This is a genomic window from Pseudomonas sp. B2M1-30, assembly GCF_025447575.1.
In the GTDB taxonomy this organism is placed as follows: domain Bacteria; phylum Pseudomonadota; class Gammaproteobacteria; order Pseudomonadales; family Pseudomonadaceae; genus Aquipseudomonas; species Aquipseudomonas botevensis.
Map to the genome: position 1 here is coordinate 1 of NZ_JAOEJT010000026.1, position 22,249 is coordinate 22,249.

Consider the following 22,249-nt stretch of genomic DNA (forward strand, 5'->3'; position numbering starts at 1 on the left):
GTGTTGAGTGGTGAAGGGCGGAGGTGGACGGCTTTTGCTTTTGCTTTTGCTTTTGTGGGAGTGGGCTTGCCCGCGAAAGGGCGGTACATCTATTGCACCTCCGCATCCGATCCTTAGCGCCCAAACGCCTCAACCACAAAGTCGATGAACACCCGGGTCTTGGCCGGCAGCAGTGTGCGGCTCGGGTAGTACAGCGAGATCATTCCTGCGTCGGCACTCCAGTCCGGGAGCAGCCGCACCAGTTCTCCGCGCTGGATGGCGTCGTTGACGTCCGGCAGCACCAGCAGGGTGATGCCGAGGCCGAGCAGGGCGGCATTGCGCATGGCCATCGGGTCGTTGAGCACGATGCTTTGATTCATATGGGCGGTGACCGGTTCACCTGTTTCGTTATGCATCTGCCACTGGCGTATGCGTCCGGTGCGCAGGCCGCGCATGACGATGCCGCTATGGGCGAGCAGGTCGTCGGGGTGGCGGGGCAATTCGCGGTCCTTCAGGTAGGCGGGCGACGCTACCGCTACCAGTCGGGCCGAGGTCAGGGGGCGGGCGATCAGGCCGGGGGTGAGTTCGAAGCCGCCGCCAATCGCCGCGTCGTAGCCCTCGGCAATCAAATCCACCTGGCGATTCTCGAAGTGCCATTCCGGGCGGATCTGCGGATAGCGCGCCAGGAATTGCGGCAGCAATGGCAGCACATGGTCGAGGCCGAACGTCGGGGGCAGGCTGACCTTGAGCACGCCGGTCGGCTCGCCGCGTTCGGTTGACACCGCGCTGATCGCCGCCTGCAAGGCGTCGAGGTTGTCTTTGATGCTCGGCAAAAATCCTTCCCCGGCCTCGGTGAGCGCCAGTTTGCGCGTCGAGCGCTGGAACAGCCGTACGCCGAGGTTGCGTTCGAGCATCGCCACGTTGCGGCTGACTGCTGCGGGCGTCAGGGCCAGCAGGCGGGCGGCGGCGGAGAAGCTGCCGGTTTCGGCGCTGCGGACGAAGCATTCAAGGTTGGCGAGGGTTTCCACGGTGGGCACCTGATAGTGATGCTTGAAAATGATTAAACGCATTACCGGCTAATCACCTGGCAATGGCAAGCGCAACATGCGCGGCGAGTCTTATCCCATTGTCAGGAGAACAACATGAGCACTATCGGAATCATCGGCGCCGGTGCTATCGGCGCAGCGTTTGCCAGGGCCTTGTCGCGCAAGGGCATTCCCTTGGTGATTGCCAACAGCCGTGGGCCGGAAAGCCTCGCTGAGCTGGTCGCCGAGCTCGGGCCGACCGCCCGTGCCGTCAGCCGCGAAGAGGCTGCGGCGCAGGAGATCGTGCTGGTCGCGGTGAACTGGTCGAAATTGCCTGCCGCCCTGGGCGGACTGGCGGATTTTGGCGGGCGGATTGTCCTCGATGCCAATAACTCGATCGAGGCACCTTCGTACAAAGCGGTGGATTTGCAGGGGCGGCCGTCCAGCGAAGTGTTCGCTGAGTGGGTGCCGGGCGCGCGGGTGATCAAGGCGTTCAATCATTTGCCGGCGCGTTTGCTGGAAGAGGATCCGGCGGCGGAGGGCGGCAAGCGTGTGTTGTTTCTGTCGGGGGATGATGTCGAGGCCAAAACCGAAGTGGCGGGTTTGATTGAGCGGTTGGGTTTCTTCGCGATCGATCTGGGTGATTTGACTGTGGGCGCACGGCTGGTGCAGTTTCCAGGTGGGCCGTTGCCGGTGCTGAATCTGGTGAAGTTCGCCTGATTCTGCGCAGGCTGGCAAAAAAACACCCGGTGCAACGCCAGTCGCACCGGGTTTGTTGCCAGCGGGCGAGGGATGTCGTGGATCCGCCGCCCGCTGTTGAACCCGTCGGGCTTACGCCCGTTCCAGTGCCAGGGCCACGCCCTGACCGCCGCCGATGCACAGGGTCGCCAGGCCCTTCTTGGCATCGCGCTTGATCATTTCATGCAGCAAGGTCACCAGCACACGACAGCCCGACGCACCGATCGGGTGACCGAGGGCGATGGCGCCACCGTTGACGTTGACCTTGTCCAGATCCCATTGCAGATCCTTGGCCACGGCCAGCGATTGCGCGGCGAAGGCTTCGTTGGCTTCGATCAGGTCCAGTTGGCCGATGTTCCAGCCCGCCTTGTCGAGGCAGCGGCGGGTGGCGGAGACCGGGCCGATGCCCATGATTGCCGGGTCGACGCCTGCGTTGGCGTAGGCGGCGATTTTTGCCAGCACCGGCAGGCCCAGGGCCTTGGCTTTTTCCGCGCTCATCAGGATCACGGCGGCGGCGCCGTCGTTCAGTGACGATGCGTTGCCGGCGGTGACGCTACCGTCCTTCTTGAACGCCGGACGCAGTTTCGCCAGGGATTCAGCGGTGGTGTCGCCGCGCGGTTGTTCGTCGACCTTGAACGCCACCGGGTCACCCTTGCGCTGCGGGATCAGGATCGGCGTGATTTCATCGACGAAGCGCCCGGCCTCGATGGCAGCGGCGGCTTTTTGCTGCGAGGCCGCGGCGAAGGCGTCCTGCTGTTCGCGGCTGATCTCGTACTTGTCGACCAGATTCTCGGCGGTGATGCCCATGTGGTAATCGTTGAACGCATCCCACAGGCCGTCGCTGATCATGGTGTCGACGATTTGTGCGTGACCCATGCGCAGACCGGTGCGCGCGCCGGGCATCACGTAGTTGGCCAGGCTCATGTTTTCCTGGCCGCCGGCAATGATCACGTCGGCGTCGCCGCAGCGGATCGCCTGAGCGCCGAGGTGCAGGGCCTTGAGGCCCGAGCCGCAGACCTTGTTCAGGGTCATGGCCGGTACGGCGTGGGGCAGGCCGGCCTTGATCGCGGCTTGGCGCGCCGGGTTCTGGCCAGCGCCGGCGGTCAGCACCTGGCCCATGATCACTTCATCAACCTGAGCACCGTCCAGACCGGTTTGCGCCAGCAACTGACGGATCACCGCCGCGCCGAGATCGACGGCGGATACGGTGGCCAATGAACCCTGGAAACTGCCGATCGCGGTGCGCGTGGCGGCAACAATAACGACGTCTTGCATGGGCGAATTCCTCACTGGGCAGCGAACTGCATTTCCGGTACGTGGTCAGGCACGATCAGTTTGCCGGCGGTCTTGGCGACGATTTCCTCGACGCTGACACCCGGCGCGCGCTCCTTGAGAATGAACGCGCCGTTCTCGATTTCGAGGTAGGCCAGGTCGGTCAGCACGCGTTTGATGCAACCGGCGCCGGTCAGCGGCAGGCTGCAGCGGGGCAGCAGTTTCGACTCGCCGTCTTTGGAGGCGTGGGTCATGGTGACGATGATGTTGTCCGCACCGGCCACCAGGTCCATCGCGCCGCCCATGCCCTTGACCAGTTTGCCAGGGATCATCCACGAGGCGATGTTGCCTTCGACGTCCACTTCAAACGCGCCGAGCACGGTCAGGTCGATATGACCGCCACGGATCATCGCGAAGGATTCGGCGGAAGAGAAGATCGAGGCGCCGATGCGCGCGGTCACGGTCTGTTTGCCGGCGTTGATCATGTCGGCATCGACTTCATCGTCGGTAGGAAACGCGCCCATGCCAAGCAGGCCATTTTCCGATTGCAGCATGACTTCCATGCCGCCGGGGATGTAGTTGGCGACCAGGGTCGGAATGCCGATGCCCAGGTTCACGTAGAAGCCGTCCTGCAGTTCGCGGGCGACGCGCTGAGCCATTTGTTCGCGGGAAAGTGCCATGTTTGTTGTTCTCCGTCTTGAAGGCAGGGTTATTTGCGGATGGTGCGCTGTTCGATACGCTTTTCGAACGTGCCGCAAATGACCCGGTCGACGTAGATGCCCGGGGTGTGGATCTGGGTCGGGTCCAGCTCGCCGGGTTCGACGATTTCTTCGACTTCGACCACGGTGATCTTGCCGGCGGTGGCAGCCAGCGGGTTGAAGTTCTGGGCGGTGTGACGGTAAACGACGTTACCGAAATGGTCGGCTTTCCAGCCTTTGACGATGGCGAAGTCGCCGGTGATGGACTCTTCCATCAGGTACTTGCGACCCTTGAACTCACGCACTTCCTTGCCGTCGGCGACCGGGGTGCCGACGCCGGTGGCGGTGAAGAAGGCCGGGATGCCGGCGCCGCCTGCGCGCATTTTCTCGGCGAGGGTGCCTTGCGGGGTCAGGATGACTTCGATTTCGCCCTTGAGCAGTTGCTCTTCGAACAGTTTGTTCTCGCCGACGTAGGAGGCCACGACCTTGCTGATCTGGCGGTCGGTCAGCAGGACGCCGAGGCCGAAGCCGTCAACGCCGCAGTTGTTGGAAACCACGGTGAGCTGGCGGGTGCCTTTGCGCTTGATCTCGGCGATCAGGTTTTCCGGAATCCCGCACAGACCGAAGCCGCCGGCGATGACGGTCATGCCGTCTTCAAGCCCGGCCAGGGCTTCCTCGTAGGAATAAACGCGCTTGTCGAAACCTGCCATAGGCACCTCTTTTATTGTTTGCGGGCGGCTGGCTAGCCGAATGACTGGAGTGTCGCGCCGGTGGATATATTTGTTAAGTTGATTTTTAAGGTTGATTGATAGATAAAACTCAACAAATGTCCGCGTTATGACTTTCAGCTTAGCGCTTGTGGCTTACAACGGAGCGTTGCGACCTTGACCATCAAACAGATCCGCGCCTTTCTCGCCGTGGCCCAGAGCCTGAGTTTCGCCGTGGCCTGCGAACGCCTGCATCTATCGCAGTCGGCGCTGAGCCTGACCATCAAGGCGCTGGAGGAGGGCCTGGGCGGGCGCCTGTTCAGCCGCAACACACGCAACGTCGCGCTGACCCCGGAGGGCGAATCGCTGCTGCCCCTGGCCCGGCGCCTGATCGCCGACTGGGACAACGCCGAGGACGAAATGCGCCAGCGTTTCAGTCTGCAACGCGGGCGGGTGACGCTGGCGGCTATGCCGTCGTTTGCCGGCAACCTGCTGCCGCCGATTCTCAAGACCTTTCGCGCGCGCTATCCGAACGTCAGCGTGACGGTCAATGATGTGATCAATGAACAAGTGCTGGAAATGGTGCGCGACCGCCAGGTCGAGCTGGGCGTAGCGTTCGAGCCGATGCAGAACACCTCGTTGAGTTTCACCCCGTTGTACATGGACCGCTTCGTGGCGGTGGTGCCGCAGGACTCGCCGCTGGCCGCCCGTACCGAGATTGACTGGCAGACCTTGCTGCACGAGCCGTTCATCACCCTGCAACGCCCGTCCACGGTAAGGGTGATGCTCGAAGAGCACTTGCAGGCCCGGGGCAGGAAGTTGCCGGTGGAGTTTGAAAGCCATCAACTGGCGACGGTCGGGCGGATGGTGGCCAGTGGGCTGGGCGTCAGTGCGGTGCCGGCGTTGTGTGCCGAACAGATGCAGGAGCTGGGCGCGCGCTGCCTGACCTTGCATGAGCCGGTGGTGGAGCGGGCGATTGGCGTGCTGACCGAACCCGGCAATGAACTGTCGGCGGCGGCGCAGGCGCTGTTCGATATTCTCAGGTCGGAAGATTTTGCCAGCCTTTGAATCCACCTCCCTTCCCAGAGGGTTGGGGGGGAAAGGAAGCTCCCGGCCTCAGCGATCCAGCCTCTGCGCCAACAACGGCAACAACGCCTCACAAGACCCTTCAATCTTCAAACTCAACAAGTCATCCGCCCGGGTCTTGCCCAGGTTGATCGCGAGCAACGGCTTGCCCCGGTCGGTAATCACCCGGCACAGACGAAACGCCGAATACGCCATCAACGACGATCCCACCACCAACATGCCCGAGGCGTTCTCGGCTGCCGCCATGGCCCGTGCCGCCGTCGGTTGCGCCACGTTCTCGCCGAAAAACACTACGTCCGGCTTCATCCGCTCGCTGGCGCAATGTGGACAGTGTGGCACCTGGAACCGCGCTTCAAAGGCCGGATCGAGGAGGGTGTCGCCGTCCGGTGCCTGCACCGCGTCGACGCCGCTCAGATACGGATTCTGTGTTTCCATCAGCCGCTGAATCGCATCCCGCTCGCTGCGCTGACCGCAGTCCAGGCACAGCACGCGATGCAGGCTGCCGTGCAGTTCGATCACATCCTGGCTGCCGGCCTGGTCGTGCAGGGTGTCGACGTTCTGTGTGATCAAGCCGCTGATCCGGCCTTGGGTTTGCAGACTGGCGAGCGCTTCATGGGCCGCGTTCGGCTGTGCCTGGCGCACGCGCGGCCAGCCGAGCATCGCCCGTGCCCAGTAGCGGCGGCGCGATTCCGGGGCCGAGAGAAACTCCTGGTACATCATCGGCTGGCGGCCACGGCGCACGCCGTTGCTGTCGCGGTAATCGGGAATGCCCGACGGGGTGCTGATGCCGGCGCCGGTCAACACCACAAAGTCGCCGTCGGCCATGGCTTCGAGCAGATAGTCGAAAGAATCGGGAGTCGGGCGATCGGGCATTGTCAGCGCTCCGCAAGGCAGTGGGTGCCGTGCAGATTAGCACTGTCAATGTGGCGAGGGAGCAGGCGCCCTCGCCACAGGGCTGGCATCAGGTCACTTGCGTGCCTCCAGAATCAGGTTGAACGGCGTTTGCGTGGCCCGTCGGAACTGACTGAACCCCGCCTCGGTAAAGACCTTGCGCAGGCGCAACTCGCCCGCCTGTGCGCCGAGTCCGAGGCCGACCTCCTGGGACAGCGAGTTCGGCGTGCAGATAAACGTCGACGCCGCGTAGAACAGCCGCCCGACCGGGTTGATGTTGTCGTCCAGCGTATCGTTGGCGAACGGCTCGACCAGCAGCACCGTGCCGTCGTCCTTGAGCGATTCATAGGCATGCCGCGCCGCGCCCACCGGGTCGCCCATATCGTGCAGGCAGTCGAAATAACAGATCAGGTCATAGTCCTCGCCGGGAAAGCCTTTCGCGGTGCCCTGGAAGAATCGCGCACGGCTGCTGACCCCACCTTCCTCGGCGCGCTGGGTGGCAACCGTGACCGACGGTTCGTGGTAGTCGAACCCGACGAAGCGCGAGTTGGGATAGGCCTGGGCCATGATCACCGTGGAAGCACCGTGGCCGCAGCCGACGTCAGCGACTTTGGCGCCTTCCTCGAGCTTCGCCACCACGCCATCCAGCGCCGGCAGCCATTCGGCGATCAGATGCCCCTTGTAGCCGGGGCGGAAAAACCGTTCGGTGCCGGTGAACATGCACGGATGATGATCGCCCCAGGGCAGGGCGCCGTTGCCGCGCATGGCTTTGACCAGTTTGTCCTTGTCATGGAAAAACGACGCCACCACCCCCAGGCCCCCGGCGACGTAGACCGGCGATTCCTCGATGGCCAGGGCCAGAGCCTGTTCTTCCGGCAGGCGGAATTTGCCGTCCAGGTGTTCCATGTAGCCGGAAGCCGCATGGGCGCTGAGCCATTCGCGGACCAGCCGTGGGTTGCAGGTGGTTTTTTCGGCGAGGCTTTCCGGGGTGATCGGTTGGCTGTCGGCCATGGCCCGGTAGAGGCCGAGCTCCTCGCCGACGATGACATTGGCGAGCATCGCCGCGCCGCCCATGTCGTTGACCAGTTTGCCCATGAATTCGTTGAGTCTGGCCTCGTCCATCACATGTGCTCCTGTTACAGGATCACAGTCCGGCGGCATTGTGGGTCGAGGCAGATGCCACCGGGCGGTGGTCGTGGAAACGGGCAGGGCGCCAGTGGCACCCTGCGACCCCCTCGACTGGGTAATGAATGAGTCTAGCCCCGGCCCGGGACTGGCGCCGCTTTTGTGAGTGATGAGAGCCATTGCGGGCGCTGGCTGTGTATCGCTGTGTATCCAGCCGTCCGCTGGATACAGCGGCTGGCAATCACCGGGGCGGTTGAACACAGCCGCGATACAGTCGCCGGTTCCACTGTGGACTGTCCCCATACCTTCGAGGTCAGTGCCATGCCAACCCTTCAATCAACCCCACAGGCCAGCGTCGGCCTGGGCCTGCGCCGAGGTCTGATGAAAGACCTGCAAGCCGCGCGCAGCGGTGATTTCGACTTTCTGGAAGTCGCCCCGGAAAACTGGATCGGCGTCGGCGGTGCCCATGGCGCGGCGTTGTGCGGGCTGGCGGAGCGTTATCCGCTGTCGTGTCACGGCTTGTCGTTATCCCTGGGTGGTTCGGCGCCGCTGGACGTCGGATTTCTGCATGAGGTGCGCGGGTTTCTCGATCACTACAACGTGCCGCTGTACAGCGAACACCTGAGCTATTGCAGCGATGACGGCCATCTCTACGATCTGCTGCCGTTGCCGTTCACCGAAGAGGCCGTGCGCCACGTCGCCGCGCGGATCCGCCAGGCCCAGGACATTCTCGGCCGGCGCCTGGCAGTGGAAAATGTCTCCTATTACGCCGCGCCCCGCCAGGACATGGACGAAGTGACCTTCACCAACGCCGTGCTGCGCGAGGCCGATTGCGACCTGTTGCTCGACGTGAACAACGTCTACGTCAATTCGATCAACCACGGTTTCGATCCCCACCGCTTTCTGGCCGGGATCGAACCGGGGCGGGTGGTTGGTATGCATGTGGCCGGGCATTTCGATGAGTCCGACACGCTGAAAATCGACACCCATGGCGCATTGGTAAAACCGGTGGTCTGGTCGTTGCTGGCCGAGGCTTACGCCCGGTTCGGTGCGCAACCGACCTTGCTTGAGCGGGATTTCAACTTTCCGGCGTTTTCCGAACTGGTCGCCGAGCTGCAGACCATCCGCCGCTCGCAAACCGAGGGCCGCGATCGTGGATAACCTGCTGCTGCAACAACAATCCCTGACCCGTTATCTGCGCGATCCGCAAAACCAGGCACCACCGGCCGACATGAACGCGGCGCGGGTCAACGTCTATCGCGATCTGGTGTTCAACAATGTTTCGCAATTGCTCGGCGGCACGTTTCCGGTGTTGATCCGGATCATTGGCGACGAGCGCTGGCGCACGCTGGTACGCGGGTTCCTGCGGGACCACCGGGCGCAGACGCCGAAATTCGGCGAGATTGCCGAAGAGTTCTTGGGTTACCTCGCGGCACAACCGCAGGTGCTGCGCACGGGTGAGTGGCCGGCATTTCTGGTGGAACTGGCCCATTACGAGTGGGTGGAAATGGTCTTGCAGCAATCCGATGCCGAGCCATTGCCGCCGAGCGACCCGGACGGCTTGCTCGGGCGACCGTTGCAAGTGTCGGCGCTGGCCTGGCCGCTGGCATATACCTGGCCAGTGCAGAGGCTCGGCCCGGAGCAGCAGCCCACCACGCCACCGGCTCAACCGACCCTGTTGCTGGTTCGGCGCGCGGCGGACTGGAGCGTGAAGTTTTCCGAATTGAGTCCGCTGGCCTGGCGGTTGTTGCAGCGTATAGCGGAGTTTCCGGCGCTCAGTGGTCGTGAACAGCTCGAAGCGCTGGCAACGGAGGCCGGTATGCCGGTGACCGCGTCATTCATCGACAGCGGGCTGGTGTTGTTGCGGCAGATGCACGAGGACGGTGTTGTGGGCTAGAGCCTGTTCCCACATTGGGGTGAGGTGTTTTGTGGGAGTGGGCTTGCCCACGAAGGCGCCCGTTCAGTCAACGGCAATATTGATTGTTCCGGCCCCTTCGCGGGCAAGCCCGCTCCCACAACGGGCTGTGTTGCCTTTGTGGGAGTAGTTTGCCCAAGACCGTTGCTCCCACATTGGAGTGAGTGACCGGTTTTCTAGTGCAGCGGCAATTTGAGCTCGGCACACAATCCACCACCCTCGCGATTGCTCAGGGTCAGCGAGCCGCCGAGGGCCATGGCCAGTTGCTGGGCGATGGCCAGACCGAGGCCGGTGCCGCCAGTGCTGCGGTTGCGCGAGTTTTCCACGCGGTAGAACGGCTCCATCACCTGGGTCAGCTGCGCTTCGGCGATGCCGGGGCCGCGATCCAGGACTTTCAGCGACAGTCCGGCCTTCTGGCGTTCGACCCGCAGCTCGGCGCTGCCGGCGAACTTCAAGGCATTGTCGGTCAGGTTCACCAGCACCCGGCGCAGGGCATGGGGGCGGGTGTCGATCACCGCTTCGCTCTTGCCGGCCAGTTGCACGTCCTTGCCCATGTCCTGATAGTCGAACACCAGGCTGTCGAGGAACGAATCGAGGTCGGTGCGCCGGCTCTCTTCCGTCGAGCCGTGGATGCTGCGGGCATAGGCCACGCCTTCGCGCACCAGATGCTCCATTTCGCCGAGGTCGTTCCACAGTTTTTCTTTTTCCGTGCAGTCGTCCATCAATTCGGCGCGTAGCTTCATCCGGGTGATCGGCGTTTGCAGGTCATGGGAAATCGCCGCCAGCAGTTGCATGCGTTCCTTGAGGTACGCGGCGATCCGCGCCTGCATCGAGTTGAATGCGCGGGCGGCATACACCACCTCATTCGGCCCCTGTTCGTCCAGATGCACGGCATGGGCGTTGGGGTCGAGGGTTTCCACGGCATTGGCGAGGCGGGTGAGGGGACGGATGGCGATGCGCACCGCCAGCCAGGTGCAGGCGATCATCAGCGCCAGTTGCCCGAGCAATACCGCCGGCAGCCAGGGCGAGAGCGGCACCATCGACGGCCGCACATCGATGGTCACCGGGCTGCCGTCGCTCAGGCGCAGATGGCCCTGAAAGTGTTTTTTCGGGCCGGGAATGTCAGTGAAGGTCAGCGGATACACCTCGCCGATCGCGTCGGTGATCGAGGTTACGGCAATGGGCACATCTCCCGACCCGATCGGCGTGCCCGGTTCGCCTTCGCTCAGCAGGTAACCGTAGTTGTTGCGCGCCAGGCGTTTGAGCCAGTCCGGGCGTTCGGCGGCGGGCAAGCGGTCGAGGATGGCAATCGATGTCGAAACGTCGGTTTCGAGGTTGCCGAGCATGGTGTTCTTCGCACTTTCGTAGCGCTCGTAATACTGCGCGCCGAACGACAGTGCCTGGGCGAGGATCAGGCCGATCAGGAAAATCAGCGACAACCGCGAGGCCAGGGTGCGCGGCCAGCGCAGGGCGAACGTCATGCGGGCGCTCCGAGAATCTCCACCGGCAGCGAGAACACATAGCCTTCGCTGCGCACGGTCTTGATGTAGGCCGGTTCGCGGGCGTCATCCAGCAGGCGCTGGCGCAAGCGGCTGACCAGCAGGTCGATCGAACGGTCGAACAGATCGGCATCGCGGCCCTGGGTCAGGTTGAGCAGTTGATCGCGGCTCAATACCCGCTGCGGGTGATCGAGGAACACCCGCAGCAAACGGTATTCGGCACCGCTCAGGGCAACCATGGTGCCGTCCGTGTCCAGCAGGTGGCGGGCCGAGGTGTCGAGTTGCCAGCGACCGAACGCCAGGAGCCGGCCGGCCTCTGTCACCACCAGGTTGGGTGGCAGCATCCGCGTGCGCCGCAGCACGGCGTTGATCCGTGCCAGCAACTCGCGGGCGGCGAACGGTTTGGTCAGGTAATCGTCAGCGCCCATTTCCAGGCCGATGATGCGGTCGGTTTCGTCGTTGCGGGCGGTGAGCATCAGCACCGGCGTGGCCTTGTGCTTGCCGGCGCGCAACTCGCGGCACAGCAGCAGACCGTCGTCGCCGGGCATCATGATATCGAGGACGATCAGGTCGACGGTGTTGGCTTCCAGAAAGCTGCGCATCTGCCGGCCATCGGCGACCACCGTGGTGCGCAGACCGTTCTTTTTCAGGTAATTGCCGACCAGCTCGCGAATCTCGCGGTCGTCATCGACGATAAGAATGTGATCGACATGATCCATCGGGCCAAACCTCTATCAAGGGGGGAATGCCATGCAGTCTATAGCGCCCGCGCAGGCTCGCCTCGCTGCGTTTGTATTGCACTGTATCTGGCGTCACGACGGATACATGACGACGCAAAAACGCGATTCTCACAGGCTTTTGTATCGCTGTGTATCCCTGCGTGCCGGGGATACTTAACGATTGATACCCGCCGCCTCCCGACACATACGAGATACCTCGCGAGCCTTAAATGAGCTCCATCGAGGCACACCTGAAACGCCTCGGCTCAATCCACCGAACGACCCATTGAAGCCTTGAGGAACATGCCATGAACAACAAATCCATCGTCGCCGCCTGCCTGTTTGCCGCACTGAACATCTGCACCCTGTCGGCCCGCGCCGAAGCCGATGTCACCCCGAAAACCTACACCTACGGCACCCATCTGGATATCCAGAAAGTGATCTCGCTGAAACAGGACAACGCGACCACCTGCGGCATCGTCAACGCCCGCATGACCTACCTCGATTCGGCCGGCCTGACCCAGGTGCTCGACTACAGCAAATTCGCCGACTGCCACAACGACAACTGATCAACCACCCACGCTAGAGGACGACCGCCATGAACAACGTATCGCGTTTCTTGACCGCCATTGCCTTCACCTTCGCGGGTGTCGCGGCTCACGCCAACAACGCCGTCGAACAGAATAGCTGCGCTGGCAGCACCTGCTTTCAATTGAGCCCGGTCGGTAAGCAGGGCATTGATGCCCTGCTTGCGGCGGATGGCTCAAGCCGTACACCGCAAGGGCAAATTGTCGCAGCCGACGGTTCCAGTCGTACACCGCAGGGTCAGATGGTGGCCGAAAACGGTGCCAGTCGCACTCCACAAAGCCAATGGCTGGATAGCCAAAGCGCCTGAGTGATCGATTTCCGCATCCACGGCGAAGGGGCATGCCCCTTCACCCGACTCACGACTGTTTCGAGGTGACCTCCCATGTTTCTCATCGCTTTCCTGGGCGGTCTGTTGACCGTCCTCAGCCCCTGCATCCTGCCGGTGGTGCCGTTCCTGTTTGCCGGCGCCGACCGCACCCGCTCTTCGATCCTGCTGACGCTCGCCGGCATGACCCTGACCTTTGCCGTGATCTCGAGCCTGGCCGTGGTCAGCAGCGAGTGGGTGGTCCAGGCCAACAACACCGGCCGCCACATTGCCCTGATCGTGATGGCGCTGTTTGCCCTGTCGCTGATTTCCGCGCGGATCGGTGACTGGCTGGCGCGGCCGTTCGTGCTGCTGGGTAATCGCCTGGATCCGGACACCCGCAAAAAGGCCGGGCCTATGGCTCCGATCATGATTGGTGTCGCCACCGGGCTGCTGTGGGCACCGTGCGCCGGGCCGATTCTCGGCGTGATCCTCACCGGCGCGATGCTGCAAGGCGCCAATGCCCAGACCAGTCTGTTGCTGCTGGCCTACGGTGCGGGCAGCGCGTTGTCGCTGGGGACGCTGATTTTCGCCGGTCGCGGGCTGGTCAATCGGCTGAAATCGTCGATTCCGTTCACGGGCTGGTTCCGTCGTGGCGCCGGAGTGGCGGTGTTGGCGGCCGCAGCGGTGATCGCCACCGGCGCCGACAAATCGTTGCTGGCGGGCACGTCGTCCGAAGGCGTCGCCAGTGTCGAGAAAAGCGTGCTGGAAAACGCGCCGAAAGTGGTCGACTACTTCATCAGCAAAGTCCGTGCGGATTCGACCATGGACGAAGGCAGCAAAGGCGCGATGCCATCGCTGGCCGGCGCCGTGCAATGGCTCAACTCGCCGGAGCTGAGCGCCGAAACCCTGCGCGGCAAAGTGGTGCTGGTGGACTTCTGGACTTACGACTGCATCAACTGCCAGCACACGCTGCCATACGTCAAAGCGTGGGAGAAAAAGTACGGCAAGGACGGCCTGGTGGTGATCGGCGTTCACACGCCGGAGTATGGCTATGAGCGGATCGTCGACAACGTCAAGGATCAAGTGCGCAAACTGGGCATCACCTACCCGGTGGCGATCGACAACAATTACGCGATCTGGCGCCACTTCGATAACCAGTACTGGCCGGCGCATTACCTGATCGATGCCAAAGGGCAGGTGCGCTACAGCCACTTTGGAGAGGGCAGCTACGAGACTCAGGAACACATGATCCGGCAACTACTGCAAGAGGCTCAGGCGCCTGCTGCCTGAGCTGCCCACCTCAATGGCTCACAGGTCGCACACCATGAGCCATTGCTCCTTTTCCCAGGCGTGAAAACGCTCCATCACTGTCCAGCCGCGTTTGGCGTAGTAGTCCTGTTTGTTCTGCGTGTGCAGATAGAAACGCGGCCAGCCACGCCGTTTCGCCTCCTGGCTGATGCCTTCGATCAAGCGTTCCGCCAACCCCTGGCCGCGCGCCTCGGGACTGACGAACACACAGGCCAGCCACGGGCCGAGATCCGGCCGCCGATCAAGGTCGGCCCTGGCCAGCGCGGCGCCGCCCAACAGGCGTTCGCCATCCAGCGCGATCAGGCACGGCCAGTCGCCATTGGTCTGGCCTTCGGCAAATTGCCGCTGCCATTCGGCCAGGGGTTGATCGGCGTATTCATAGGCGAATTGCCGGTGAATCCATTCGGCGTAGGTGTCGCTGTGTTGCATGTGCCGGGCGAGCCATTCGAGGCGCAAAGACATGATCGCAATCCATTCGCGGGTCGGGCGTGCATAAGAGCCGATAACTTCGCGCATTGGCAATCCCCGACAGTGTTTCGGGGCCTTTACAAAATCCCGCCATTCATCGGCCAGACCGCTTTTTTACGGGCTCTCCGGACGATTGGCAGGGACGCCGGACGGCCTGCGCGCGATAGTGGCTCGGCAGGTTCCACCGAGCCTGTCACTGATAAGAAGAAAGCGAGGTTGCCATGCCGAAATTCGTGATTGAACGCGAGATTCCAGGAGCCGGAAAGCTATCGGAGCAAGAGCTCAACGCCATCTCTCAAAAGTCCTGCAGCGTGCTGCGTGAACTCGGGCCGCAGGTGCAGTGGCTGCACAGTTACGTGACCGCCGACAAAATCTATTGCGTGTACATCGCCCCCGACGAAGAGCAGGTGCGCGAGCACGCGCGGCTGGGCGGCTTTCCTGCCAACAGTGTGGCCAGGGTCGTGACGACCATCGATCCGACCACGGCCGAATGACGGTCGGTTCAATCTGCTGCGGAGCATGATTCATGAGTACCCCGATTGATCTCAATGCCCTGAAGGAACGCCAGAAAGTCGCCTGGGCGAGCGGCGACTACGCCGTGATCGGCACCACGTTGCAGATCGTCGGCGAAAACCTCGCCGAAGCCTGCGACCTGCGTTGCGATGACGAGGTGCTGGACGTCGCCGCCGGTAACGGCAACGCAACCCTGGCGGCGGCGCGGCGTGGTTGCCTCGTGACGTCCACCGACTATGTCGCGGCCTTGCTGGAGCGCGGCCAGGACCGGGCGCGGGCCGAGCATCTGGACGTGACCTTTCAGGTTGCCGACGCCGAGGCGCTGCCGTTCGCCGATGGCAGTTTCGATGCGGTGCTGTCGACCTTCGGCGTGATGTTCGCACCGGATCAGGCGGCGGCCGCGAAGGAGCTGGCGCGAGTCTGCCGACGCGGTGGACGGATCGGCCTCGCCAACTGGACGCCGGAAGGCTTTGTCGGGCAGATGTTCAAGACCCTCGGTCGCCATCTGCCGCCCCCGCCCGGAGCGCAACCGCCGTCGAACTGGGGCGCCGAAGCCTGGTTGCATTCGCACTTCGATGACCGCAACTTCCAGATCCAGGTGACCCGCCGTCACTTCAACTTCCGCTATCGTTCGGCGGCACACTTCATCGATATCTTCCGCCACTGGTACGGACCGGTACACAAAGCCTTCGCCGCGTTGCCACCGGAAAGCGGCCTGGCCCTGGAAAGCGACCTCACCGAACTGATCGACCGCCTCAACCGCGCAGGGCCGGACTCGATGGTGCTGCCGAGCGAGTATCTGGAGGTGGTGATTACCAAGCGCTGAGTCAGGCTCACAAGAACCTCCCGTAGGAGCGAGTCGGCTTGCGATAGCGGTATTTCAGTCGGCTGATGGCAGCTGGATAATTGCTATCGCGAGCAAGCCTGGATCCTCGAGTATTCCTACGGAGGTGAAAGTCCCTGTTGGTAACTTATGTAGACATATGCCGCGATAGAGAGGGCGAATGCGATGGGAAGAATGATTTCTACCGATATATACATGAATCGCATGTATTTGAGCTGTTTTTGAACGTTCAAAAGGCCTTCAAACATCTGGCTCTCTTGAGAGCTGGTATCTACCCTGAATGACCGACTGCACCACTCGTCCGTCAAGTTGTTACGAGCAATTAACCACGGCTCTAGAGTTTTTTCATAAGCGGCTCTTATCATGTCGTAAGAATTGTTTGCCCCGAAAGGAAAGGGGTCATTTTTTACCTCTTCATGGTGTATGAATATCGGTTCGCACTCCGCTTGGAATGCAGTAGATGCTTCATTTAGAACTGAATCAAGATCATGTAGCCATTCATCTTTCGCTTCAATGATCGGCGTGAGTTCTGGAATCTTTTCGATATCTTCGATATTGATAAAGCTGGCGCTTGATCGCATAGGAGCCATTTTTGTCCTTGTCATGACTCTGTCCAGCGCAGCGTTGTACACCTGATAGCGCTCGCCGATCATATCGAAGGTCTTTCCCCAGTAATGTAACTCTATATTTTTTCTCAATAGCCCGAGGTTTATCAGTTCACTTAGTTTTCCAGTCGAGTATGAGTTTTTCTCGCGCATGAGATTCCAGCGTTTGTAATCAATCCAGGCTTTGGAAAAGAATGCAACGCAGATCAGGATAATGAACAGTGAATAGATGAAAAACATTTTGCTGCTAACGGCTATTTCAAGGTCAACAATTTTGAAATGTTTTATATCAAGGAAAAATAGCGTGGCGAAAACGAGCGAAGTGTACAAGAGAATGGATTGATAGCGGGTTGCTTCGGAACTAAGGAATGGGCTTGAAGTTGAAATGGCATCGTCAATAAATGTCTTGAATTCTTTGTGATATTCCTGCGGGTCTACTGAATTGGTTTGATTGAATATGATCGGAAAGTGGTTTCTCAATCGTTTTTCAATTGGTTGGTGCACACTCAACCCTCCATGGCCACTATAAAAAAGAATTTCAAGCGTAGATAGTGGTGACAAAGCTACTTTTTTACTTCTGATATGTCCATCTCTCAGTGTACTTGCCGAGATTCAAAAAACCGGTATATGAGCTTCTCCAGTTCAGGAGATATGGGACGATTCGGCAATCTGCGCCCCGCGCGCTGCAAGCAACTCCCGCAGCACCGAGCGATGACAATGTGCCTCGACCTCGCAGTAACAGCCAAGCGCAAACGAAGTCTGGTGCGACAGCGCCGCCAGCAGATCCAGCAGGTGGCTGGCTTCCGGTTGTTTCATTTCGGCCTTGAACTTGCGCACGAACGTCGCCCAGGCCTTGGCGTCGTGCGCCGTCAGGGCTTCGGCCACCAGTTCGGCGCTGGGGGACAACTGCGGTTGCCATACATCGTAAAAATCCCGGGTGGCAAATTCGGCCTTGGGCACGCCCCGGGGCGGGCGGCGTACGGTGCCCAGGCGCAAGCCTTCATCAGGCCCGCGCGGCGAGCCCAGCCGGACAATATGGATCGTCATGCAATACCTATTTCAAGTGCGAAGCATCGAACCATTCCAGCGCCGTGCGCCAGATGCAGATGCCGAGAAAGTACGCCGACATCAACAGCCACAGGCCCATCACCAGCGGATTGATCACCGGATGGTTGAGCACCAGCGACAGGCTGCACAGCAGCCAGATTGCTGTCACCGCAATGTTGATCGGCATGAACCGGCGGACCCGGAAAGGGTGCAGGAACTTCATCCGGGTCACGGTCAGCAGGGCCAGGCCGATGACGGTCAGCAGCGTGATCCATGGCCCTGGCGCAATGATGTACAGGCACAGCGCGACCACGTTCCACGCGGCGGGGAAACCCTGGAAGTAGTTGTCCTTGCTCTTCATGTTGACGTTGCAGAAGCAGAACAGCGACGACACCAGAATCAGCGACACCGTCAGCAGCAGGGTGTAGTCCGGCAGCGGAATGTAGCGATAGATGAACAGGGCGGGGATGAACACGTAGGTCAGGTAATCGATCACCAGATCGAGGATCGAGCCGTCGAAGCTCGGCAATACCGACTGCACGTTGACCTTGCGCGCCAGCGCCCCGTCGAGCCCGTCGACGATCAGCGCCACGCCCAGCCACATCAAGCAGTGGGTCGGCTGGTTTTCCAGCAGGGCGAGGGTGGCCAGAAATGCAGTGACCACGCCGGTCGCGGTGAAACCATGGGCGCCCCAGGCCTTGAGCCTGGCGATGTGGACGGTCGATATCACGGGGCGTTCTCCAGAAAGTGAAGCAAGCCGGGACTCACCCTTGACGGCAAGGGCGCCGGCTAACCGGGTCGGGGTTGCAGCTATCGACCGGTGAGGCCGGGATAAGGTTCACCCTCCTTGAATCTTAGCTGGCCGCGAAAAACACGCTGGAGAAATCGGTGACAGGCATCAGGCGTCAGCCCAACGGTGCTGGCACAACCCGCGCGGCGGTCTATTGTTGCCAGACGCAATTGCGCCAATGCCTGAGGACGACGTGATGAACACCGGTGATCTGCTGGAAAAACTGCTCCGGGGCCAGGCCTCGGCGGGACAACAAGGTGGCGCTGCGGCCGGCGGTGGGCTGGGCGATCTGGGCGGTTTGCTCGGGGGCCTGCTGGGCGGTGGCGGTAACAGTGGCGGCGGTGCGCCTGGCGGTCTCGGCGGATTGGGCGGGCTGCTCGGTGGTTTGCTGGGCGGTGGCGGGGCATTGGGCGGCGCGCTGGGTGGCGGCGGATCGCAGAGCCGTTCCGGCGGCACCAATTACGCCGCGCTCGCGTCGCTGGGGATGATGGCGTTCCAGGCGTATCAGGCCTGGCAACGCAGCCAGGCGTCGGCGGCGCCGCAACAGATGCCGCAAACGGCGGATCTGCTGGCCGGCCCGCAAATCGAGGAACACAGCCACGCCGTCCTGCGCGCGCTGATCGCAGCAGCCAAGGCTGACGGGCGGATCGACGAAACGGAAAAACAAATGATCGGCACGGAAATCGGCAAACACACCGACGACCCGCAATTGCAGCAATGGCTCGACGCCGAGGTCGCCAAGCCGCTGGACGCCAGTGAAGTGGCCCAGGCCGCGCAGAACGACCCGGCGGTGGCAGCAGAAATGTACCTGGCGAGTGTGATGCTGGTGGACGATCAGCAGGATGCCGAACGCAATTATCTGGATGAACTGGCGGCGGCCTTGCAGATCGATCCCGAGTTGCAAGTGCATCTGGAACAGCAGGCCAGGGGTGGCGCCTGATCAAAGGTTAAACACGATCAATCACAAGCCCCGGACGATCCACCCGTCCGGGGCTTTTTCATGTCGATTGAATTTTTCGCCGCGCCTGTCGCTCTTCTGCATAACAGAGCCAGTCCGAGCCCGGTGAGCCCATGAACAGGAACCTCGACGACTACAACCGCATGCGCGATTTTTCGGGCACATCAGAGCCGGCGGCGGTCAAGCGCACCGGCCGCAAGTCCGCTGGCGAGCATGCCTTGCAGTTCTGCATTCAGAAGCACGACGCCTCGCACCTGCATTACGACTTTCGCCTCGAACTCGATGGTGCGTTGAAGAGTTGGGCGGTGCCCAAGGGGCCATCGCTCGATCCCAAGGTCAAGCGCCTGGCGGTGCATGTCGAGGACCATCCGCTGGATTACGCGACCTTCGAGGGCAACATTCCCGAGGGGCATTACGGCGCCGGGGACGTCATTGTCTGGGATCGCGGGGTGTGGATTCCCCTCGACGATCCGCAACAGGCCTACGCCAAGGGCAAGCTCAAATTCGAACTGCAAGGCGAGAAACTGGCGGGGATCTGGAACCTGGTGCGCACCCACATGCCGGGCAAGAAAGAGCAGTGGTTTCTGATCAAGCATCAGGACGGCGCCGCCCGCCCGCAGGAGGATTACGACGTGCTGGTGGCCGAGCCGGACAGCGTGCTCAGCGAGCGCAGCATCGTCGACAAGCCGAAGCTCGCCGCCAAGCAGGTCAAGCCCCTCAAGAAGGCGCCAGCCAAGGCCGGCAAAGCAGCGTCCGGCAAACTGTCCGGCGCACGCAAGGCCAAGCTTCCGGCCACGCTGAAGCCTGAATTGGCGACCCTGGTCGACAGCACGCCGGCAGGGGACTGGAGCTACGAAATCAAGTTCGACGGCTACCGGATCATGGCGCGCATCGATTATGACGAGGTGCAACTGTTTACCCGCAACGGCCACGACTGGACCCACAAACTGCCGCAGCAGGTCGAAGCCCTCAAGGCGCTGAAACTGGAGTCGGCGTGGCTCGACGGCGAAATGGTGGTGGCTGATGAACACGGCGTACCGGACTTCCAGGCGTTGCAGAACGCCTTCGATTCGGGGCGCAGCGGCCACATCGCCTACTACCTGTTCGACCTGCCGTACCTCAACGGCGTCGACCTGCGCGAAGTGCCGGTGCAAGAGCGGCGGGCGGCGCTGGCGACGGTGCTCAACGGTCATGAGCAGCCGCAGTTGCGCTTCTCCGAAGCCTTCGATGAAGCGCCAGACGCGCTGCTCAACAGCGCCTGTCAGATGCAAATGGAGGGGCTGATCGGCAAACGCCTCGGCTCGCCCTATGTGTCGCGCCGCAGCAGCGACTGGATCAAGCTCAAGTGCAAACATCGGCAGGAATTCGTGGTGGTCGGTTTCACCGATCCGAAAGGCTCGCGCCATGCGTTCGGTGCGCTGCTGCTTGGGCTGCATGATCGCGATAGCGGTGAATTGCGCTACGCCGGCAAGGTCGGCACGGGGTTTACCCAGACGACCCTGAACCACATCCACGCGCAGCTCAAACCGTTGCAGGTCAAGCAACCGGCGCTGGTCAACCCGCCCAGCGGTTTCGAGGCCAAGGGCGTTCATTGGCTCAAGCCGCGTCTGCTGGCGGAAGTGTCGTTTGCCGAGATGACCCAGGACGGCTCGGTGCGTCATGCAGTGTTCCATGGTCTGCGCGATGACAAACCGGCGAAGGCCATCACCGAGGAGCGAGCCCAGCCCGTGAAGACTTCAAAGGCGAAAAAAGCCGCTGCCGGCAAACCGGCGAAGAAGGCTGTCGCGACTGCACCGTCCCAAGCGGATCTGGCCGGCGGCAAGGTGCGTATCACGCATCCCGATCGAGTGATCGACGCCAGCAGCGGCACCACCAAAATGCAACTGGCCGAGTATTACGCCAGCGTCGCCGAGTTCATTCTGCCGCAGCTCAAGGATCGCCCGGTGGCGCTGGTGCGTGCGCCGGACGGGATTGCCGGGGAGTTGTTCTTCCAGAAAAACGCCGAGCGCCTGGCGATCCCCGGCATCCAGACGCTGGACAAAGAGCTGACCGGCCAGCCGATGATGCTGATCAACAACGCCGAGGCGCTGATCGGCGCCGTGCAGATGAGCACGGTGGAACTGCACACCTGGAACGCCACCACGGTGGCGCTGGAGAAACCCGACCGCTTCGTCCTCGACCTTGACCCGGACCCGGCGCTGCCGTGGAAAAGCATGGTCGAAGCCACCGCCCTGACCCTGACGGTGCTGGACGAACTGGGCCTCAAGGCCTTCCTCAAGACCAGCGGCGGCAAGGGCATTCACCTGGTCGTGCCGCTGACCCGCAAGCTGGGTTGGGATGAGGTCAAGGATTTCAGCCACGCCATTGTCAGCCACATGGCGAACTTATTGCCGGAGCGGTTTTCTGCGGTGTCCGGGCCGAAAAATCGCGTGGGACGAATCTTTATCGATTACCTGCGCAACGGCCTGGGCGCCACCACCATCTGCGCTTATGCGGCGCGCACGCGGGACGGCTTGCCGGTGTCGGTGCCGATCTATCGCGATGAAGTCAAAGACCTGAAGGGGGGCAATCAGTGGAACATACACAATGTTCATGAGCGCCTGGCGGAGGTCGGGGATGAGCCTTGGGCGGATCTGAAGAAAACCCGTCAGAGCATCACCGCCGAGATGCGCAAGCGGTTGGGTCTGAAGAGGTGATCAGGCGTCGCGCAGCAAGTCGTGGGCGTTGAGCAGTTCGAAGGCGACTTCAGGATGGCGCTCCAGTCCTCGGCGGATGGCGGCCGGGATGGTCTTGCGTGTCTTGCGGCACATCCCCGGAAGCTCATCGATCTGAATCTCGATCCCGCGCATGGTGCGCACTTCATTGAAGCCGGGTGAGATATCCACGCGAATACCCAGTTGCTCGAACATCCTGCGTTGCAGGCGTTCGAGATCGGCCAGGCTTTGCAGGTTTTCCAGGCGTTCGAGCAGACGTTGTTCTTCCTGGCGGGTGAGCAGCAGGATGCGCACATCCGCGCCGGGCCTTTCCAGCAACGGCTCTCGCCCGCAATCGCAGGCGCCGGGCGGGCAGGGGGAACGGAGGGGAGCGGAAATCGTCATGGCCTCCATCATAGAGGCCGTTCGACGGTTTTGCCCATGGCCGTTCGAATGCCGTCCATCGGCAGAGCC

General features: G+C 61.9%; 24 protein-coding genes. 11 read left to right on the forward strand and 13 right to left on the reverse strand.

Features of this window, described 5'->3' with window-relative positions; translation table 11 throughout:
* Positions 1-113: 113 nt before the first annotated feature.
* The gene (locus tag N8H74_RS28690) at positions 114-1,007 is read right to left on the reverse strand and encodes a LysR family transcriptional regulator (protein ID WP_262152115.1); all 894 of its coding nucleotides are present in this window, start codon (positions 1,005-1,007) and stop codon (positions 114-116) included.
* Positions 1,008-1,121: 114 nt separating this feature from the next.
* On the opposite strand from N8H74_RS28690, the gene N8H74_RS28695 reads away from it, so the two are divergent.
* Complete coding sequence (locus tag N8H74_RS28695; protein WP_262152070.1) at positions 1,122-1,724, forward strand: NAD(P)-binding domain-containing protein; 603 nt, start codon at positions 1,122-1,124, stop codon at positions 1,722-1,724.
* Between the two features lie 111 nt (positions 1,725-1,835).
* Here the strand turns inward: N8H74_RS28695 and N8H74_RS28700 are convergent, their stop codons facing one another.
* Genes N8H74_RS28700 through N8H74_RS28710 form a run of 3 tightly spaced genes read right to left on the reverse strand, consistent with a single transcriptional unit; the run spans position 1,836 to position 4,422 of the window.
* Positions 1,836-3,017: an acetyl-CoA C-acetyltransferase gene (locus N8H74_RS28700; protein ID WP_217834733.1), complete on the reverse strand. Its 1,182-nt coding sequence runs from the start codon at positions 3,015-3,017 to the stop codon at positions 1,836-1,838.
* Positions 3,018-3,028: 11 nt separating this feature from the next.
* Entirely contained in the window at positions 3,029-3,694 is a 666-nt protein-coding gene (locus tag N8H74_RS28705) for a CoA transferase subunit B (protein ID WP_262152071.1), read from the reverse strand.
* A 29-nt stretch (positions 3,695-3,723) separates the two neighbouring features.
* A complete protein-coding gene (locus N8H74_RS28710; RefSeq protein WP_262152073.1) occupies positions 3,724-4,422 on the reverse strand; it encodes a CoA transferase subunit A in 699 nt (232 codons plus the stop codon).
* Between the two features lie 174 nt (positions 4,423-4,596).
* Here N8H74_RS28710 and N8H74_RS28715 point away from each other — a divergent pair, with 174 nt between their 5' ends.
* Positions 4,597-5,487 (forward strand): LysR family transcriptional regulator, encoded by an 891-nt coding sequence (locus N8H74_RS28715; RefSeq protein WP_217834730.1) that lies wholly within the window; start codon positions 4,597-4,599, stop codon positions 5,485-5,487.
* 48 nt (positions 5,488-5,535) lie between these two features.
* On the opposite strand, the gene N8H74_RS28720 is transcribed toward N8H74_RS28715, so the two are convergent.
* On the reverse strand, positions 5,536-6,378 hold the full coding sequence (locus tag N8H74_RS28720) for an NAD-dependent protein deacetylase (protein WP_262152075.1): 843 nt from the start codon (positions 6,376-6,378) through the stop codon (positions 5,536-5,538).
* A gap of 93 nt (positions 6,379-6,471) precedes the next feature.
* Positions 6,472-7,518, reverse strand: a complete 1,047-nt coding sequence (locus N8H74_RS28725) for a class I SAM-dependent methyltransferase (protein WP_262152077.1) — start codon at positions 7,516-7,518, stop codon at positions 6,472-6,474.
* Positions 7,519-7,842: 324 nt separating this feature from the next.
* On the opposite strand from N8H74_RS28725, the gene N8H74_RS28730 reads away from it, so the two are divergent.
* Both N8H74_RS28730 and N8H74_RS28735 read left to right on the forward strand, forming a co-directional pair.
* Complete coding sequence (locus N8H74_RS28730) at positions 7,843-8,682, forward strand: DUF692 domain-containing protein (protein ID WP_262152079.1); 840 nt, start codon at positions 7,843-7,845, stop codon at positions 8,680-8,682.
* Positions 8,675-9,418 (forward strand): putative DNA-binding domain-containing protein, encoded by a 744-nt coding sequence (locus N8H74_RS28735; protein ID WP_262152081.1) that lies wholly within the window; start codon positions 8,675-8,677, stop codon positions 9,416-9,418. The genes N8H74_RS28730 and N8H74_RS28735 overlap by 8 nt, the downstream gene beginning before the upstream one ends.
* A 194-nt stretch (positions 9,419-9,612) precedes the next feature.
* Here N8H74_RS28735 and N8H74_RS28740 read toward each other — a convergent pair whose 3' ends face one another.
* Together N8H74_RS28740 and N8H74_RS28745 are read right to left on the reverse strand one after the other, a co-directional pair.
* Entirely contained in the window at positions 9,613-10,917 is a 1,305-nt protein-coding gene (locus tag N8H74_RS28740) for an ATP-binding protein (RefSeq protein WP_262152082.1), read from the reverse strand.
* Positions 10,914-11,654 (reverse strand): response regulator, encoded by a 741-nt coding sequence (locus N8H74_RS28745; RefSeq protein ID WP_217834724.1) that lies wholly within the window; start codon positions 11,652-11,654, stop codon positions 10,914-10,916. Before N8H74_RS28745 ends, N8H74_RS28740 begins: the two co-directional genes overlap by 4 nt.
* A gap of 308 nt (positions 11,655-11,962) precedes the next feature.
* Here N8H74_RS28745 and N8H74_RS28750 point away from each other — a divergent pair, with 308 nt between their 5' ends.
* The 3 genes from N8H74_RS28750 (at position 11,963) to N8H74_RS28760 (ending at position 13,839) form a co-directional block, all read left to right on the forward strand.
* Positions 11,963-12,223, forward strand: a complete 261-nt coding sequence (locus tag N8H74_RS28750) for a DUF2790 domain-containing protein (protein ID WP_262152084.1) — start codon at positions 11,963-11,965, stop codon at positions 12,221-12,223.
* A 29-nt stretch (positions 12,224-12,252) separates the two neighbouring features.
* Positions 12,253-12,549: a hypothetical protein gene (locus N8H74_RS28755; RefSeq protein WP_262152086.1), complete on the forward strand. Its 297-nt coding sequence runs from the start codon at positions 12,253-12,255 to the stop codon at positions 12,547-12,549.
* Positions 12,550-12,624: 75 nt separating this feature from the next.
* A complete protein-coding gene (locus N8H74_RS28760; protein WP_262152088.1) occupies positions 12,625-13,839 on the forward strand; it encodes a cytochrome c biogenesis protein DipZ in 1,215 nt (404 codons plus the stop codon).
* Positions 13,840-13,857: 18 nt separating this feature from the next.
* Here N8H74_RS28760 and N8H74_RS28765 read toward each other — a convergent pair whose 3' ends face one another.
* Complete coding sequence (locus tag N8H74_RS28765) at positions 13,858-14,319, reverse strand: GNAT family N-acetyltransferase (protein WP_262152090.1); 462 nt, start codon at positions 14,317-14,319, stop codon at positions 13,858-13,860.
* 227 nt (positions 14,320-14,546) lie between these two features.
* Between N8H74_RS28765 and N8H74_RS28770 the strand changes: the two genes are divergently transcribed.
* Positions 14,547-14,819, forward strand: a complete 273-nt coding sequence (locus N8H74_RS28770) for a DUF4242 domain-containing protein (protein WP_217834720.1) — start codon at positions 14,547-14,549, stop codon at positions 14,817-14,819.
* Positions 14,820-14,851: 32 nt separating this feature from the next.
* Positions 14,852-15,664: a class I SAM-dependent methyltransferase gene (locus tag N8H74_RS28775; RefSeq protein WP_262152092.1), complete on the forward strand. Its 813-nt coding sequence runs from the start codon at positions 14,852-14,854 to the stop codon at positions 15,662-15,664.
* Between the two features lie 116 nt (positions 15,665-15,780).
* On the opposite strand, the gene N8H74_RS28780 is transcribed toward N8H74_RS28775, so the two are convergent.
* From N8H74_RS28780 to pcsA, 3 genes are all read right to left on the reverse strand, one after another.
* On the reverse strand, positions 15,781-16,791 hold the full coding sequence (locus tag N8H74_RS28780; protein ID WP_262152094.1) for a hypothetical protein: 1,011 nt from the start codon (positions 16,789-16,791) through the stop codon (positions 15,781-15,783).
* A gap of 138 nt (positions 16,792-16,929) precedes the next feature.
* Positions 16,930-17,334: a DUF488 family protein gene (locus N8H74_RS28785; protein ID WP_262152096.1), complete on the reverse strand. Its 405-nt coding sequence runs from the start codon at positions 17,332-17,334 to the stop codon at positions 16,930-16,932.
* 7 nt (positions 17,335-17,341) lie between these two features.
* Positions 17,342-18,064, reverse strand: coding sequence for a phosphatidylcholine synthase (pcsA, locus tag N8H74_RS28790; protein ID WP_217834716.1), 723 nt, complete (start codon positions 18,062-18,064; stop codon positions 17,342-17,344).
* 256 nt (positions 18,065-18,320) lie between these two features.
* Between pcsA and N8H74_RS28795 the strand changes: the two genes are divergently transcribed.
* Together N8H74_RS28795 and ligD are read left to right on the forward strand one after the other, a co-directional pair.
* Positions 18,321-19,064: a tellurite resistance TerB family protein gene (locus tag N8H74_RS28795; protein WP_262152099.1), complete on the forward strand. Its 744-nt coding sequence runs from the start codon at positions 18,321-18,323 to the stop codon at positions 19,062-19,064.
* A 131-nt stretch (positions 19,065-19,195) separates the two neighbouring features.
* Positions 19,196-21,778, forward strand: a complete 2,583-nt coding sequence (gene ligD, locus N8H74_RS28800) for a DNA ligase D (RefSeq protein ID WP_262152101.1) — start codon at positions 19,196-19,198, stop codon at positions 21,776-21,778.
* Here the strand turns inward: ligD and N8H74_RS28805 are convergent, their stop codons facing one another.
* Positions 21,779-22,180: a hypothetical protein gene (locus N8H74_RS28805; RefSeq protein ID WP_262152103.1), complete on the reverse strand. Its 402-nt coding sequence runs from the start codon at positions 22,178-22,180 to the stop codon at positions 21,779-21,781. It lies immediately after the preceding gene.
* Between the last annotated feature and the right edge of the window lie 69 nt (positions 22,181-22,249).